At 70.2% G+C, this 15,676-nt stretch carries 16 protein-coding genes; 7 read left to right on the top strand and 9 right to left on the bottom strand.

Annotation, left to right across the window (positions count from 1 at the left end; genetic code table 11):
- Positions 1 to 178 precede the first annotated feature (178 nt).
- The 6 genes from ACZ4XD_RS09500 to ACZ4XD_RS09475 all read right to left on the bottom strand — a co-directional run bounded on the left by ACZ4XD_RS09500 (position 179) and on the right by ACZ4XD_RS09475 (position 3,719).
- Positions 179 to 583, bottom strand: a complete 405-nt coding sequence (locus ACZ4XD_RS09500) for a rodlin (RefSeq protein ID WP_468039883.1) — start codon at positions 581 to 583, stop codon at positions 179 to 181.
- Positions 584 to 1,058: 475 nt separating this feature from the next.
- Positions 1,059 to 1,466, bottom strand: coding sequence for a rodlin (locus ACZ4XD_RS09495; protein ID WP_387248555.1), 408 nt, complete (start codon positions 1,464 to 1,466; stop codon positions 1,059 to 1,061).
- Between the two features lie 197 nt (positions 1,467 to 1,663).
- Entirely contained in the window at positions 1,664 to 1,951 is a 288-nt protein-coding gene (locus ACZ4XD_RS09490; protein ID WP_468039880.1) for a hypothetical protein, read from the bottom strand.
- Positions 1,952 to 2,222: 271 nt separating this feature from the next.
- Positions 2,223 to 2,456 (bottom strand): chaplin, encoded by a 234-nt coding sequence (locus tag ACZ4XD_RS09485; RefSeq protein WP_042150398.1) that lies wholly within the window; start codon positions 2,454 to 2,456, stop codon positions 2,223 to 2,225.
- Between the two features lie 365 nt (positions 2,457 to 2,821).
- Positions 2,822 to 3,229, bottom strand: a complete 408-nt coding sequence (locus tag ACZ4XD_RS09480) for a rodlin (protein WP_453190432.1) — start codon at positions 3,227 to 3,229, stop codon at positions 2,822 to 2,824.
- Positions 3,230 to 3,473: 244 nt separating this feature from the next.
- On the bottom strand, positions 3,474 to 3,719 hold the full coding sequence (locus ACZ4XD_RS09475) for a chaplin (RefSeq protein ID WP_468039875.1): 246 nt from the start codon (positions 3,717 to 3,719) through the stop codon (positions 3,474 to 3,476).
- A 542-nt stretch (positions 3,720 to 4,261) separates the two neighbouring features.
- Here ACZ4XD_RS09475 and ACZ4XD_RS09470 point away from each other — a divergent pair.
- Both ACZ4XD_RS09470 and ACZ4XD_RS09465 read left to right on the top strand, forming a co-directional pair.
- On the top strand, positions 4,262 to 5,938 hold the full coding sequence (locus ACZ4XD_RS09470; protein WP_468039872.1) for a bifunctional 3'-5' exonuclease/DNA polymerase: 1,677 nt from the start codon (positions 4,262 to 4,264) through the stop codon (positions 5,936 to 5,938).
- Positions 5,939 to 6,150: 212 nt separating this feature from the next.
- Positions 6,151 to 7,266, top strand: a complete 1,116-nt coding sequence (locus ACZ4XD_RS09465) for an alpha/beta hydrolase (RefSeq protein ID WP_468039869.1) — start codon at positions 6,151 to 6,153, stop codon at positions 7,264 to 7,266.
- A gap of 88 nt (positions 7,267 to 7,354) precedes the next feature.
- On the opposite strand, the gene ACZ4XD_RS09460 is transcribed toward ACZ4XD_RS09465, so the two are convergent.
- Positions 7,355 to 7,984: a TetR/AcrR family transcriptional regulator gene (locus tag ACZ4XD_RS09460; protein WP_468039867.1), complete on the bottom strand. Its 630-nt coding sequence runs from the start codon at positions 7,982 to 7,984 to the stop codon at positions 7,355 to 7,357.
- A 131-nt stretch (positions 7,985 to 8,115) separates the two neighbouring features.
- On the opposite strand from ACZ4XD_RS09460, the gene ACZ4XD_RS09455 reads away from it, so the two are divergent.
- Together ACZ4XD_RS09455 and ACZ4XD_RS09450 are read left to right on the top strand one after the other, a co-directional pair.
- Positions 8,116 to 8,814 carry a spheroidene monooxygenase gene (locus tag ACZ4XD_RS09455; RefSeq protein WP_468039865.1) on the top strand — a complete coding sequence of 233 codons (699 nt, stop codon included), beginning with the start codon at positions 8,116 to 8,118 and terminating at the stop codon, positions 8,812 to 8,814.
- A 405-nt stretch (positions 8,815 to 9,219) separates the two neighbouring features.
- Complete coding sequence (locus tag ACZ4XD_RS09450; protein WP_468039863.1) at positions 9,220 to 9,729, top strand: RidA family protein; 510 nt, start codon at positions 9,220 to 9,222, stop codon at positions 9,727 to 9,729.
- 309 nt (positions 9,730 to 10,038) lie between these two features.
- Here the strand turns inward: ACZ4XD_RS09450 and ACZ4XD_RS09445 are convergent, their stop codons facing one another.
- Entirely contained in the window at positions 10,039 to 11,217 is a 1,179-nt protein-coding gene (locus ACZ4XD_RS09445; protein WP_468040095.1) for an acyltransferase family protein, read from the bottom strand.
- Positions 11,218 to 11,654: 437 nt separating this feature from the next.
- Entirely contained in the window at positions 11,655 to 12,539 is an 885-nt protein-coding gene (locus ACZ4XD_RS09440; protein ID WP_468039861.1) for a glycerophosphodiester phosphodiesterase, read from the bottom strand.
- A 425-nt stretch (positions 12,540 to 12,964) separates the two neighbouring features.
- Here ACZ4XD_RS09440 and ACZ4XD_RS09435 point away from each other — a divergent pair, with 425 nt between their 5' ends.
- The 3 genes from ACZ4XD_RS09435 to ACZ4XD_RS09425 all read left to right on the top strand — a co-directional run bounded on the left by ACZ4XD_RS09435 (position 12,965) and on the right by ACZ4XD_RS09425 (position 15,675).
- On the top strand, positions 12,965 to 13,633 hold the full coding sequence (locus ACZ4XD_RS09435; protein WP_468039859.1) for a response regulator: 669 nt from the start codon (positions 12,965 to 12,967) through the stop codon (positions 13,631 to 13,633).
- Positions 13,634 to 13,730: 97 nt separating this feature from the next.
- Positions 13,731 to 14,924 carry a sensor histidine kinase gene (locus ACZ4XD_RS09430; protein ID WP_468039857.1) on the top strand — a complete coding sequence of 398 codons (1,194 nt, stop codon included), beginning with the start codon at positions 13,731 to 13,733 and terminating at the stop codon, positions 14,922 to 14,924.
- A gap of 277 nt (positions 14,925 to 15,201) precedes the next feature.
- A complete protein-coding gene (locus ACZ4XD_RS09425; RefSeq protein WP_468039855.1) occupies positions 15,202 to 15,675 on the top strand; it encodes a hypothetical protein in 474 nt (157 codons plus the stop codon).
- The last annotated feature ends 1 nt before the right edge of the window (position 15,676 follow it).

Raw genomic sequence — 15,676 nt, 5'->3', positions numbered from 1 at the left:
GCAAAAACAAAATGCCCTTCTTCGGTTCTCCTCCCCCCCCCCCCCCCCCCCCCCCCCTCCCCGCCCCCCCCCCCCCCCCCCCCCCCCGCGCCGCTCACACGGCCGGGCGGCCGGCAGCGCGAACGCGGCGCCGACCGCCCGGAGACGCAAGCGGTGATACGGCCGAGGCCGTTGGCTGTCAGTGGTTGCCGATGCCGTTGCCCGAGAGGATCGGGATGTCGTCGAGGATGTGCGACAGCGGGTCGTCGCCCTTTGCCTGCACCGAGTTGTCGGTGCACTGCTGGTTCTGCGCGCTGGACAGCAGGTTGATGTCCTGCAGCGCGATCGGCACCGCACCGGGAATGACCTGCGCGACCACCTTGCCCACAGCGAGGCAGGGCTTGTTCAGCGAGCCCTGGATGAGCCCGAGCTGGGTGCTCAGCTTTCCGTGCGTCGCGGAGTTGCCGAACACGCTCCTGGTCCCGTTGCCGTTGACCGTGCTGGTGCCCTCTTGGTCACCGATCGCCATCGCCTGCGGAGCGGCCGTAGCGGAAATCCCGATCAGCGACGCCGCCACAGCCGCGCCCGCGATCATCTTGTTCATCACGAAACCCTTCAAGAGAAGGAACTCCCGGCACGGGAGCCCAATTTGAACAACCCGCCTTACCGGCTTGAGTTCCGCAGCGTCACCCGAATAGCTGGCACCGGATACGCAGCGAGTGAGGTCCGCTCCGTTTGGCGACGCCACAGCGCACACAATTCACGTACCGACAATGCGACTTGTCGTGCCGGGAGTCATTGTCTCTGCCGTAATCCTCCGGCACGGCGCAGGGCCTGCGATTCCGGTCAACGGATTCGCAGGCCCTGCTTTGATACGGACGGCATGCCAATGCCCTGGCAGCCCCATCAAACTTGCCAGGGCATTGGCATGCTTCCCTCCACACATCATTCCCAACGATCCGGTGCGCCGGAATTCCGTCACGAGCGAATAACGTTTCCGCTCCGGTGCCGGCCGGACAGCGGAAACCCGGGCCGCCCGCAAGGAGGAGGACGGGGCGGCCCGGGTCGCGCTCAGCCGATCAGTGGTTGTGGGCGCCGTTGCCCGAGAGGATCGGGATGTTGTCCAGGACGTGCGACAGCGGGTCGTCGCCCTTGGCCTGGGTGGAGTTTTCGGTGCACTGCTGGTTCTGCGACGACGACAGCAGGTTGATGTCCTGGAGCGCGATCGGAGCTGCCCCGGCGAGGAGCTGGAGCGGAACCTTGCCGACGGCGATGCAGGGCTTGTTCAGCGAGCCCTGGATCAGGCCGATCTGCGGGCTCATGTAGCCGTACGTGGTCGAATTGCCGAAGTACTGCGCGGCGCCGTTACCGTTGACGGTGGACGTGCCGTGCTGGTTACCGATCGCCATCGCCTCGGGGGCGGCAGCGGCGGCCACGCCGACGATGGACGCAGCCGCGGCGGCGGTCGCCAGAGCCTTCTTGATCATTTTTTTCCTTCGTGTTTCAGGATTTCATTGGGCCGGGCAGTCTGCCCAACTCACAATGATGTTTTTGGTTGTTCTCATTCACTCAAACAGCTGCGTGCCCTGAACTGCGTTTTCCCGATCAGCTTCCGATAGCACCCGGCATTCGGAATGGGAATGATCGAGGTGTATTGCCGCGCCACGTCCGGCAGCCTTCGCGACTACTTGAGCGGAAGCCCGCCGAGCAGCGAAGTCTTCTTCGTCGCCCCGGTGACACCACGGAGCAGCTTCTTCGCATTCGTCGACCTGACCTTGCTCCCGGTGGCCTTGACCGTTTTGACCAGCGGCGTGATCTGGCGGCCGTCCAGCTGCTTGTTGCTCAGCACATCGGCCAGCCCGCCGTTGAGGCTCATGGATGGAGCGTCGGACCGTGCGGCGAAAGCGGGGGTGGCGGCGGCCAGCGCCATGACGGAACCGGCGACAACCGCCGCAGACTTTGCGTACTTCACTTCAACTGTCCCTTCTCGGGCGGTGCTTCCACGGTCCGGCGACATCAGCGCCGCGCGAGCAATCGATGCGCTGCTCGGCTCACCGCTTTCAGCGTGACTAAGGAGTGCCTCCGCCCGGAGAAACCCTGAAGTGGTGTTCTTCTCGGTCAATCCGCCCGAAAAATCTGGCCTGTTGTGTGTGCCCACCGGAGGCGAAGGGCGACCGGCCCCGGTTCGCAGTGGTCCGCGCACCGGGGCCGGGTCACATGGACACAGCTCGAATTCCTTCGAGTCAGTGGTTCAGGCAGGTGTTGCCGAACGCCGGGTTCAGCAGAGCAACGATGTTGATGGTGTTGCCGCAGAGGTTGATCGGGATGTGGATCGGCACCTGGATGGCGTTGCCGGAAAGCACACCCGGGGAGTTCTTGGCGCCACCCGCGGCACCCGCGTCGGCGAACGCAGGCGTTGCCGAGCCCACCGCCATGAGAGTTCCGGCAGTGATCGCTGCGACCTTTGCGTACTTCACTTTCAGCCCTTCCTTGCAGCGGGTCCGTAGCGAACACGACCGTCGTGTCGCTCGGGCGCTGAGCTGCTCGCCCGTAACGCCGCTGACGATATTGGTAACGAGTTGCCCTCAGGGACGAAACTCTCGCCCGGAGGTTTTCGGAGGAATCGCCCGATGGGTGCAAGACCGCTTCGAGAGATTGCCACCATGCATACGACGAGGAAAAAACACCGGAGTTCGAACGGACGAGGCACCCGCCGAATACGAATTCCTACCGGTAGGGGGATCGAGAAATTCCGTCCCTACGGTTCCTGACGGGATGCCGCAGGCGCCGGACCGCTCCGGAAACGAGAGCCGGCGGTCCGGGCCTGCGGCCAGTGGCCGGCTCAGTGGTTGCCGACGCCGTTCCCCGACAGGATCGGGATGTCGCTGAGGATGTGCGACAGCGGGTCGTCGCCCTTTGCCTGAGTCGAATTTTCGGTGCACTGCTGGTTCTGCGAGCTGGAGAGCACGTTGATGTCCTGCAGCGCGATCGGCACCGCACCGGGAATGACCTGCGCGACCACCTTGCCCACAGCGAGGCAGGGCTTGTTCAGCGAGCCCTGGATGAGCTCCAGCTGCGGGCTCATGCTGCCGTAGGTCGTGGAGTTGCCGAACGCGCTCTTGGCTCCGTTGCCATTGACGGTCGACGTACCGTGGTGGTTCCCGATCGCCATCGCCTGGGGAGCGGCCGTCGCCGTGATTCCCACGACGGACGCGGCTACGGCCGTCGTGGCCAGAACCTTCTTGATCACGATTTACCCTTCTCGAAGCGGAGTGCCCGTATCCGGAGCGCACTGGTCAACTCGCTTCTGAGGGTGCGGTTTCGCCGTTTCACCCGAATGCCACGAAACCATAGATACATATCACTGCGGATGGCCAACATTGCGGCCCGCACCGGGCTTTGCACGCCAAAGGCCGGTACGAATTCTTCGTACCGGCCTTTGCCGAGGAGCGGGGCCGATCGAATGCGGTCGGCCCTCAAGAGCTTTACGTTGATCAGACGTTGAGGCAGGTGTTGCCGAACGCCGGGTTCAGCAGGGCGACGATGTTGATGGTGTTGCCACAGACGTTGACCGGCACATCCACCGGGACCTGGATGAGGTTGCCGGAGAGCACACCAGGGGAGTTCTGGGCAACTCCCGCTGCGCCGGCGCCACCATGCGCACTGGCCATACCGGCACCGCCCACAACGGCGATGCCCGTGGCAGCGGACAGGACGGCGGCCTTGGAAACAAACTTCACGGTGAACCTCTTCACTGAGCAGCAAGCAGAAATCCGTACGCGCCGCTTAGAGCGACAAGCTGCTCAACTCACCAGCCAGGGCGGAAGTAGCGGTTCATTCGGGTGAATGCGAGGCCGATGAGCCCGGGGAGCGGGTGTTGGTGAGAGGGATATACATATTGGCTGGTGACTGCCAACACACCTTTGGTCAGGGCGGATTGTCAGTTGCGTCGTGCGCAATGGCGTTATGAAGTGACGCATGTCCAGGTGGTCGCAGGGTGGTTGGGGCCGCTGAGTCGGTGCCGGCCTCGGACCAACGCCCCGGTCCAGGGGCTCGGCGCGCGGCTGGGGGCGCAGGCAGGCACAGGTCGGGCCGCCGCGGAACTCGCTTTTGCGGTACGGCAGAAGACACGGCGCGCCGAGGCCGTGCCGTCGGCGCTCGTGGCGCGCTCGCTGATCAGGACCTGGGCGGTGCGGGGCACACCGCATCTGTTGCTCCCTGTCGTCCGTGTCGTCTGCGCTGGTCAGGGCGATTGTCAGACCCTGGTGGAAGACTCGCAGGTATGAGATGGGCGGTGGTGGAGACGGGTGACGGGGGTGCTCGTCTCTGCCCGCTCGGGGCGGACGGGCGGGCTGCGGGGCCGGTGGTGCGGGAGCCGTCGCTCGCGGCGGCGGTGCGGTCCCGGCCCGAGGTGGAGCGGTGGGTGTGGCGGTCCACCTCGGAGATCTACCGGCGGCTGCTGGCGGCGGGGGTGCGGGTCGAGCGCTGCTATGACGTGGAGGCCGCGGAGGCGCTGCTGATCGGCCACGAGGAGGGCCAGTCGGGCCAGCCGCGTTCGCTGGCCGCCGCCTGGGCGCGGCTGCACGGTCTGCCGGTGCCCGTGGACGCGCCGGTCCGTACTGCCGAGACCCAGCCGTCGCTGTTCGATCCGGGCCCGGTGCCGCTGCCACCCGGCACGGACGAGCTGACCGCGCTGCTGGAGGTCTACTCGGGGCAGGTGGCGCGTGCGGAGAAGGCCGCGCACCCGGACCGGATGCGGCTGCTGCTGGCGTCGGAGTCCGCGGGCATGCTGGTCGCCACGGAGATGGGGCGGGCCGGGGTGCCCTGGCGGGCGGATGTGCACCGCGAGCTGCTCGACGGGCTGCTGGGCGAGCGTTATCCGGGCGGGCTGGAGCCGCGCCGGATGGCGGAGCTGGCCGATGAGGTGTCCCGGGCGTTCGGGGCGGGTGCGCGGGTGCGCCCGGATCTGCCGAACGAGATCATCAAGGCCTTTGCCCGTGCCGGGATTTCCCTGACGTCCACCCGCAAATGGGAGCTTCAGCAAATCGATCACCCGGCGGTGGCACCGCTGCTGGAGTACAAGAAGCTCTACCGTCTGCACACCGCCCATGGGTGGGCCTGGCTCCAGCAGTGGGTGCACGACGGCCGGTTCCGCCCCGAGTATCTGCCCGGTGGCACGGTCTCCGGCCGCTGGACCGCCAACGGCGGCGGCGCGCTCCAGATCCCCAAGGTGATCCGGCAGGCCGTACGCGCCGATCCGGGGTGGCGGCTGGTGGTGGCCGACGCCGACCAGATGGAGCCGCGGGTGCTGGCCGCCGTCTCGCGTGACCGGGGGCTGATGGAGGTGGCCGGCAGCGGCGAGGATCTGTACGCGGATCTGGCGGCCCGGGCGTTCGGCGGGGACCGCGCGCGGGCCAAACTCGGTCTGTTGGGGGCCATCTACGGCCAGACGTCCGGCGATGCCCTCAAGCACATGGCCGATCTGCGCCGCCGCTACCCGGCCGCGGTGGCGTATGTGGACGAGGCGGCGCGCGCGGGGGAAGAGGGACGGCTGGTGCGCACCTGGATGGGCCGTACCTGCCCGCCCGTGTCCGTGGCGCCGCCCGACGAGGCGGGGCTGCCCCAGGAGGAGCCCACGGGGTACGGGGGCACCTCGGCGGCCGCCCGGGCCCGTGGCCGGTTCACCCGCAACTTCGTCGTACAGGGCAGCGCCGCCGACTGGGCGTTGCTGATGCTGGCCGCGCTGCGGCACTCGCTGTGGGAGGGCGGGCTCCGCGCCGAGCTGGTCTTCTTCCAGCACGACGAGGTGATCGTGCACTGCCCCGCGGAGGAGGCCGCGGCGGTTTCCGGGGCGATCTCGGCGGCGGCCGATACGGCGGGGCGGATCGCGTTCGGGGAGACTCCGGTCCGCTTCCCGTTCACCACGGCGGTGGTGGAGTGCTATGCGGAGGCGAAGTGAGGCGGGGCGGGGAGGGGAGGGACGCGGCGCTGGTGGGGAAACACCGGCAGGGCGAGGCCGGGGGTGCGCGGCGTGGCGGGAAAACACCAGCAAGGCGGGGCCGAAGGTGCACTGCGTGGCAGGAAAGCACCGGCAGGGCCGGGGGGTGCGTGCAGGGTGAAGATCGCGAGCAGAAGGTCGTTGTCCGTCCGTCCCGAACGAGGAGTGCCTGTATGAGCGCCCAGCCCGAGATGCCGCCCCGGACCGCGATGGAGGACCGGACCGTGAGGCGGGTGCATCCCGAACTCCGCTCTGCCTTCGAGTCGTTGCCGCGGTTCTCCGATCCGTACGAGGACATCGAGAGCACGCGCGAGGGGTTCGACGCGATGCTGGCCGCCGTACCGGCCGACCGTACGGGCGTGGACAGCGAGCGGTTCGAGATCCCGCGGGCGGACGGCAGTGCGCTGACGGTGGAGGTCTACCGTCCGGAGGGCGGGGCGGGCAGCGGCGGGGGCGAGGGCGCCGCAGCGGGGCAGGATGCGCAGGCAGCCGCCCATGGCGGCGGAGGCGCCTTGCCCGCCGTGCTGCATTTCCACGGTGGCGGGTATGCGCTCGGGCGGTCGCTGCCGGGGCAGGACCGTGCGGCGATCGCGCTCTGCCGTGAGCTGCCGGCCGTCGTCATCACCGTCGAATACCGCCTCGCCCCGGAGCACCGCTATCCGGCCGGGGTGGAGGACTGCTATCTCGCCCTGGAGTGGGCGGCGGAGCGAGCCGGCGGGCTGGGCATCGATCCCGCGCGGATCGCCCTCGCGGGCAAGTCCGCGGGCGGCGGGCTCAGCGCCGCGGTCGCCCTGATGGCCCGGGACCGCGGCGGCCCGGCGATCGTCCACCAGTCGCTGTGTGTCCCGGATCTGGACGACCGGGTCGGGGCGGACGAGGCTGCGGATGCCGAGAGGGCGGATGCCGAAGGGGCGGATGCCGAGAGGGCGGATGGCAAAGGGGCGTTGAGCACGCGGGTCTCCACCGGGCGGAGTGTGCAGAGATCGTGGCAGCACTATCTGCCGGAGGGGATGGTCGCGGCCGATGCGTATGCCGCGGCCGCCCGCGCCACCGATCTGTCGGGGCTGCCGCCGGCCTATGTTCTGGTCTGTGACCTCGATCCGATGCGCGATGCGGGGCTGGCCTATGCCCGGCGACTGATGGACGCCGGGGTTCCGGTCACCGTCCGCAATGTGCCCGGTGCCTGGCACGGCTTCGAGCTGTTCGCGCCGGAGACGCGGGTGGCGAAGGAGATGACGGCGCACTGGACGGGGCAGTTGCGGGCGGCGCTGTATCCGGTGGTGGGCTGAACCCCCTATCCGGTGGTGGCCTGAACCGGGCGTCGGGCCCCGTCCCGCGGGGAGTGACGGGGCTCAGTCCCGCGCGGAGTGACGGGGCTCAGTCCGCGGTGCCCGGCGCTTCGGGGCTCGGGCGCTCGACGGTGGAGATCAGGCCACGGGTGATCCGCGTCATCGTCGCGACCAGCAGCTCGCGTGGCTGCTCGGGGCGCTCCAGCCACCACAGGGCGAGCCCGTAGAGCGCGCTGCGGATCGCCTCGCCGAGGGGCTCCAGTTCGGCTTCGGGGAGGCCGGGCACGAACTCGCGGAGCAGCGCCATGTCCGTCTCGCGCTGGCGGCGCTGGAGCTCACGGTGGAAGGCCGCCACCTCGGCGTCCCCCGTGGTGTCGCGGAACATCATCCGCCAGGTGTACGGGTGGCTCTTCACATACCCGAACCAGGCGTCGTACATCGCCGTCATCCGTGTGTCCAGATCGCCCGCGCCGTGCAGGAGTTCGCGGACCGGGGCGGCGGCCAGCTCGTCGCGGTGCCGCTCCAGCAGGGCGAGGTGCAGCTCCTGCTTGGAGTCGAAGTGGCGGTAGAGCATCGGCTTGCTCAGGCCCGCTTCTGCGGCGATCTCCCCGATGGTCGTGCCCGCGAAGCCGCGCTCGGCGAACAGCCGGGCCGCGGCGTCCTCGATACGGGTCCGGGCCTCGGCGCGCGCGGCGCGGTTCCGGTCGATCTCGCTCATGGGGTCCCCTCCCTGCGATCTGGCTCATTTTCGATGGTGAGTTCGGCTCGCAATGACCGTTGCAATGAAGGATACTGGATCGTGTACCGCTTGGTATACGCAGGAGTAACTTCGAGATGCGGGGGCTCGTCATGATCGTTTCCGTACACTTCGCCGACGTCGGCGTCCGCGCCGTGCGCAGCGTGCTCCGTGAGCGTCCACGGCCGGGAGAGACCCCCGGTCTCCGGTATGCCGAGACCGCGCTCACCGGCGCCATCGCGGCCGGTCCGCCCAAGGTGCGCCCCGGCCGCGCCGCACTGCTCGCCGCGTGGGACGACGATGCCGCGCTCGACCGCTTTCTCGCCGAGGCCCCGCTGGCGCGGCGGCTGGCAGGGGGCTGGCATGTGCGGTTGCGGCCGCTGCGGTTCTCCGGTTCCTGGGGACCGATGCCGGTCGAGGTCGAGCCCGGCGGCGCGCGCGACGAGGAGGACGGGCCGGTCGCCGTGATCACCCTCGGCCGGCTGCGGCTTCGCCGCGCACTGCCGTTCCTGCGCGCCAATTCCCGGGCCGCCGGCCGGGCCGCCGACGACCCCGCGATGACCGCTTCGGTCGCCCTGGCCCGACCGCCCCGTTTCGTCGGCACGTTCTCCCTGTGGCAGAGCACCTCGGCGATGCAGCGCTACGCCTATGGCTCCGCTGAGCCCGAGCACAAGAACGTGATCACGGATCACCAGACGAAGCCGTTCCACCATGAGGCCGGGTTCCTGCGGTGCCGCCCCTACGGCGCCCAGGGCACGCTGGACGGCCAGGAACCGGTGTCGGCGGCCGCCATGGCCCCACGCATACCCTGAGCCGCGCCCACGGGTTGGACGGGTCCTACGGGGGTGGGTCCGTGTGCCTGCGGGGCAGTGGGGGTGGGGGCGTGCCCGGTCTGGGCCGGTCGGGCGGGGGCGGTCTCGCCAGGCCGGGCTGTGCCGGGCCGTCTGCGGTCGTGCCGGCCTGGCATGTTTGTCGCCCACCCGATCCGCCGGGCGGACCTAAACTCGCCGGGAGGTGCCGAGGCCGGCAGGCGGCAGGCGGCAGGCGGCAGGCGGCAGGCGGCAGGCGGCAGGCGAGACGATCTTTGCGTCGGACGGGCCGCGAGGGGCTGTGCCCGTGCGGGTGCTCGCCCTCTCGGAGCAGGGCTTCCCCAGGAGGAGCGGAACGCGCTTCAATCCCTGGACGGGTGAGAGTTGGCGGCGGAGGGAGTCGGCCGGATGAGTGCCGGGACCGGAACGAGCGCTGGATCGGAGCGGCCTGCCGAGCACGGCGCGGGTGCGGAAGCAGGTGCAGGCACGTACGCCGACGCAAGGGCGGACGCGCGCGGTGGTGGGCTGGAGCGGGTCAACCCACCGCATCTCGCGCCGCCGACCGGGTTCAGTCATGGGGTGCGGGCGGCGGCCGGCACGATGGTTTTTTTGGCTGGTCAGACCGCTCTGGATGGGGCGGGGCGGATCGTTGGCGAAGGCATTGTGGAGCAGTTCGAGCGGGCGCTGCGGAATCTTCTGGATGTCGCGGCGGCGTCCGGGGCCGGGCCGGGCGACCTTGCCAAGCTCACTGTCTTCGCCGTCGATGTCGCGGACTACCGGCGGCATGCCCGGGAGATCGGCCGGGTGTGGAAGCGGCTGGTCGGCGGCGAGTATCCGGCGATGGCCGTGATCGGTGCGACCCGGCTGTGGGACGAGGCCGCCCTGGTGGAGATCGAAGGTATCGCCGTCGTCCGCTGAGGGCCTGAGCCCGCTGTCCCGGTAGCTTCGAGCCCGGCCGGGTGACTCCAAGCCGGGAGGCTCCAAGCCGACACCAGCCGGGCAACTCCGCGCGACCGGGCAACTCCCAGCCCAACCGGACATCTCCGCCCCCAACCGGGCAACCCCGCGCCAGACCCGGCGATTCCGCTCCGGTGCGCGCCAAGGGCGCCCGTCCCGCCGGTTTTCCGGCGGGGCGGGCGCCCCTGGTGCTGTTCGTGGACGACGTACGCCCTGTGCCCTGTGCTGACGCGGTGCCGTGTCACCCCGTGTGGTGGGGAGCGCGGCCGTTCAGTTGCGGCTGCGGGCCATTCCTACCGGGTCCTTCTTGAAGGCCCAGGTCATCTTGGGCTCCATCGCCCAGCGGAAGGCCCGCTGGACAGGCGGTGTGCACAGGACCGTGACCACGGTGCCCGCGATCAGGGTCAGCACGATCGCACCCCACGGTGTGTGCATCCACGGGTTGTCGTACCAGTCCCAGAAGCGCGACCCCTTGGCGAGGAAGCCGTGCAGCAGATAGCCGTAGAGGGTGCCCGCGCCCAGCGCCGTGCACCACATCGTGCGGCCCGGAATCCAGGCGAAGAAGCAGGCCACCAGCACGAGGGAACAGCCGAACATCGCCAGCGTCATCACCGCACCGCTCCACCACGGGGCGGCGAGTTCCTGTGCGGCGTCGCGGTGGTAGAACCACGCGGCGTTCATCCGCGGGGCCGCCCAGTACGCGAAGACCAGGGCGGCCGCGAAGACCGGTACGGCCAAGATCCGCGCCTTCTTGCGGCGTACGAGCTTGAAGTGCTCCGGCCGCAGCGACAGCCCGATCACGAAGAACGGCAGGAACTGGAGCACCCGCTGGAGGTCCATGTCGTCGCCGATGTCCGGGGACACCGAGGCGAGGACGGCGATGGTCAGCGCCAGCGGGACAGGCCAGCGGACGATCTTCCACAGCGGGGTGGTCAGCCGCCACACGAACAGTGCCAGCAGGAACCAGGTCAGATACCAGGGGTCCGTCAGGCTTATCGGGTAACCCGGATCGTCGTCCGCCCACTTCTTGAAGAGCGTGTAGGCGACTTCGAAGAGGATGTACGGCACGGCGACGCCGGTAATGAGCCGCTGCAGCCGGTCCTTGCGCATATCGAAACTGCGCGAGAAATAGCCGGAGATGATGATGAACGCCGGCATGTGGAAGGCATAGACGGTGATGTAGAGCGCCGCCGCGGAGCGGCTGCCGTCGCGCAGCGGCTCCCAGGAGTGCCCCATCGCCACCAGCACGATGGCCAGATACTTCGCATTGTCGAAGAAGGCATCGCGCGGCTTCGCCTTGGCATCGGCCTTCGTGTCGGCCTTCGCTTCGGCCTGCGCACGGTCCTTGCCCCGGCCCCTGGCATGGGCTCTGGGCCTGGCGTGCGCGCTGCCGCCCGCAGCCGGCCGGCCGGCCGTCGCCGTATCGGAGGCGGTCTGTGCCGGGGCCATCGTCGCCGTGGCCGTGGCTCCGCCGGCATCCGACGTCGCCGGTGTGCCCGTCCGGTTCAGCGTGTCATGCGACATCTGCCGCGGCTGGGGAAGCGGCACCCGCCGTTCGCCGTATGCCGGAAATTCGTTGTTCAAGGAGCCTCCCGAAAGGATCCCAGGGGAGGAGCTGGAGCCTGGCCCGCGCCGGGCCGCAAATCGGAACCCAAAAGCCAAATCCTGCGTCTTAGTTCTTTTACGGGGAGTGTGGCGGCGTCGAACATCTCAGGCACCTTAGCCCCGCGGCGGGAATCACGTAAATCCCCGCCTGCCGCTGCCACACACGGCGCATCCGCCCTCCACAGCTCCTTCACGCACCGCGGGCGGCAGGGCGGGCCACAGCACGGCCCGGCACCCTCGGAGATCTGGACAATGCTGCCTGAATCTCCGTCCGTTGCCCGCTATTCAATAACACCTTCGACCCCTCTGGCCCGCACGGACCGGGCGGTCGTGTTCTTCGCCACGTCCCACGCATAGACCTCCAACGTCCGGCCGTGCGGCCCACGGAGCCGGTGCACGGCCGCCAGCCAGCGTGAACTGAGCGCGGAAACCCGCGGGTTGATCTGGTCGGCGAACCGCGCATAGCCCGCCAGTTTCCGCACATCGGGCGCGCCGAGAATACCCGTAAGGACCTGGGGCGCCAGTTCATGGACGGTTTTTACGCACATCACACAGAAGCTCTGGACGACCAGCCGGCTCCGGACATGGGCGCGATCCAGCCACCCTCGTGCCCGTAGTTCACGGAGCACCTGAGCCTCGATTCCGGGATACTTCTCGGGGGCCTTGATCTCCAGCAAAAGTCGCTGACCGTTATGGTCCAAACGGCGCAAGTAGTCGGCGAGCGTAGGGACCCGCTCGCCCTTGAAGCGCTTGCCGAACCAGCTGCCGGCGTCCAGCCGCGCGATCTCGGCGGCGGTGAAATCCCCCACCCGCCACGGCGCCCGCCCGGGAAACAGCCGGGCGGCGTCCGTCGTCCGCCGCAGCGTGGTGTCGTGCAGCACCACCAGCCGGCCGTCCTTGCTCCGCTGCACATCGTTCTCGACCCAGAGGAACCCGCGGCGGTGGGCGGCGTCGACGGCGGCGAGGGTGTTCTCGGGGGCGTAACGGGAGGCGCCGCGATGGGCGATGACCCGGGTCGCCGCGGTGCCGGGGCCGGCCCGGGTCCCGCCGCGCGCGAATAAATCGGCGAACTCGTCCGGCCCGGAGGCCAGCGCGGAGGACGACACCGCGGCCGTCAGCAGGTAGGCGGCGCCGGCGGCGGGGATCCGCAGTGATCTCCGAAGCATGCGGCAGCCTCCTGGTCCGCTCACCCGACGGCGCCGGCCGCGTCAGGCATGCCCCCGCAAGGCCCTTCCTCCCGTTCAGGAATGCCGCTGTCTCCTCCTCAACATGCCCGCATCCCGTGCCACCCGCCACGGGAGCGACCGCCGGGCCTGGCCCCCGGCACCCGCCCCAGCAGCCGACTTTGCGCAGGTCAGGAGGGGTGGGAGGGGAGGTGGAGCGGGTGTGCGGCGGCTTCCCGGGCTGCCCTCCATCCGTGCGGTGGACCCGTTTCGCGGCGGTCCGGGCGGCGATACCGGGCGGCCCCACAGGGGCGGGCGGCACATCCCGGGACGCGCCCTCCGTCTCCGTACGGGCGGCGAGCCGCGCAGGCGGCCCCCGCCCCGTCCCGCCCCGTCCCGTCCCGCCCCGTACGGAAGAATCCGTGCCCGTGACGATTCGCTTATTGATCGCCGACGACCAGGAGATGGTCCGCCGGGGGATACACCGCATCGTGGAGAGCCAGCCCGATATGGAAGTGGTCGGGGAGGCGGCGAACGGGCTGGACGCCGTGGCGATGGGGCGCGCGCTGACGCCGGATGTGGCGCTGGTGGACATCCGGATGCCGCGGATGGACGGCCTGGAGGTGACCCGCCGGCTGACCGACCCCGCGCTGGCCGATCCGGTCCGGGTCGTCGTCGTGACCACCTTCGACCTCGATGAATACGTCTATCCCGCGCTGCGCTTCGGTGCCTCGGGGTTTCTGCTCAAGCGCTCGGGGCCGGCGCTGCTGATCGAGGCGGTCCGGGCGGCGATGGCCGGCGACAGTCTGATCAGCCCGTCGATCACCGTCCGGCTGCTGGAGCATGTCACCGGCCCCACGGCCGGCCACCGCCCCCGCCGTCGCGATGCGGTGCTGACCGAGCGGGAGGTGGAGATCGCGGCCAAGGTCGCCGAGGGCAGGACCAATGCCGATATCGCCCGGGAGTTGTTCATCTCCGCGGGCACCGTGAAGACCCATGTGGCGAGCATCCAGCGCAAGCTTCAGGTCCGTAACCGGGTCGGAGTGGCGGTGCGCGCCTGGGAGTTGGGCTACGCGACGGGGCGGACTCCGGGGTGAGGGGCGGGGAGGGGGGCCGGCGGCCGGGACCGCTGGGTCGCCGGGCCCGGCTGCCGGGACCGGGGTGCCGCCGGGCGCCGCGGATGGCGTCGTCGCCATGACGGGCGGCGTGCCGGCGACGCGGCGCGGACGGGGCGAGGGGTGGTGCGGTGCGGCCGCGGCGGCGATGCTGCTGCCCGCCCTCGTCTCGCCGCCCGGCGCCTGGCTTCCGGCGGTCATGGCGGCACTGGCGCTGGGCGTGGCGACAGCGGTGTGGCCGGTGGGCCCCGTCCCGCTCGCGCGGGCGGCGGCCGGGCTCGCGGTGCTCTCCCTCGCCGCGGACACCGTCTCCTTCGGGAAGGCCGGCCTGGCCCTCCTCTGGCTTCCGTTCGAGGCGGTCGCGCTGCTCGTCCTCCTGGAGCGGGTGGTACGGCAGGTGCCGGGTCCGCGGGTGGGCCTTGCCGGCGGGCTGACCGGCGCCGCCGTGGTCCTGCTGCCGCTGCGCTTCACCCTGCACGCGCCTCAGACCGGGATCAAGGAGTCGGTCTTCCTGGCCGCGCTGGCCTTCGTACCGGCCGCCGGGGCCGCGGGTGTCGGGCTGTATCTGCGTTCGCTGGACCGGCGGCGGGCCGATGCCGTGGCGCTGGCCCGGCGTGAGCAGCGGCTCGAAGTCGCCCGCGATCTGCATGACTTCGTGGCCCATGAGGTGACCGGCATCGTGCTGGAGGCCCAAGCGGCCCAGCTGGGCGAGGACGACGGACCCGACGAGCACCGTGCGCTGCTGCACCGCATCGAGCAGGCCGGGCTGCGGGCGCTGGACTCCATGGACCGGACGGTGGCGACGCTCCGCGAGGCGGACGGCCGTACGGCGGAGCCGCCGCCCACCCGGCCGCACGGGCTGGCCGATCTGCCCGAACTCCTGGACCGCTTCGGCGCGATGGCGGCGGCCGAGGTGACGCTGTCCCTGGAGGACGAGGTGGCCGGCGCGCTCTCACGGGAGGCCGGGGACACCGCGTACCGGGTGGTGCTGGAGGCGCTGACCAACGTACGGCGGCATGCGCCGCGGGCCGGGCGGGTCGAGGTGCGCGCGGCCCGGAGCGCCGACGGGGCGGTGGAGGTCTCGGTCACCGACGGCGCGCCCGCCGGCCCCCTCCCCCGGGCTCCGCGGGAGCCGGGCGGACGCCCGGGCGGCGGCACCGGTCTGGCGGGCCTGGCCGAGCGGGTCGGCGCCGTCGGAGGCGTCCTGGAGGCGGGCCCGTACGGGCAGGGGTGGCGGGTCAGTTGCCGGGTGCCGGTGACCGCCGTGCGCTGAGCCGATATCGCCTTCTGTGACACCCGGTTCGCGGTCGAGGTGCCACGGGCGTGCCGTGAACCGGGAGGGCACGGCGAACGAACCGCCAGTTGCCGCAGGACCAACGCCCTGACCTGGCCTTTCCCTTGAGCCGACCGGCTCAACTGGGGGCGCTCTCCCGTATGTAGATCAGGTAACAGCGGTCGATGGGCGGCTGTTACACAGCTGACAGGCCACCGAGAAACGTCGCTCCTAGCTTCATGTGTGCCCCAATGATCAACACGATGGAGCGAGAGCTATGAAGCGCACGAGCACCCCCCGGCGTCACCGGACGGCCATCGCCGCGGCACTGGCCTGTGCCGCCGCCCTCGGTACGGTCGCCACCGCCACCGGGGCGCAGGCCGCCGCGCCGAAGCACACCGCGGGCGCCAACACTCCCTACGTCATGAACCATTACGGCGAGGAGAACGAGGACAAGGGCAAGGCCGAGCGCAACCCCGCGAACCTGGTGCTCTCCGAGTTCACCTCGGCCGGGGACCTGCACTGGAAGCAGTGGGACAACAAGAAGGCCGTCGCCACCGGTGAGGTCACCGGCACGTGGTGCCTGGACACCTGCCTGGACAAGCCGCTGAAGGCGACCGTCACGCTCTCGGACCCCAAGTCCGTGCACGGCAAGAAGGTGTACTCCTCCTTCACCGTGAAGCTGGCCGGCGGCAACGGTGCGTACGATGCCGAGGACCTCAAGGGCAAGCGGCCGCTCGCCACCAGCTGAC

This window comes from Streptomyces sp. NPDC029466 (genome assembly GCF_055574515.1).
The sequence above is the reverse complement of the archived record's forward strand: the minus strand, read 5'-3'. Positions and strand labels throughout refer to the sequence as shown.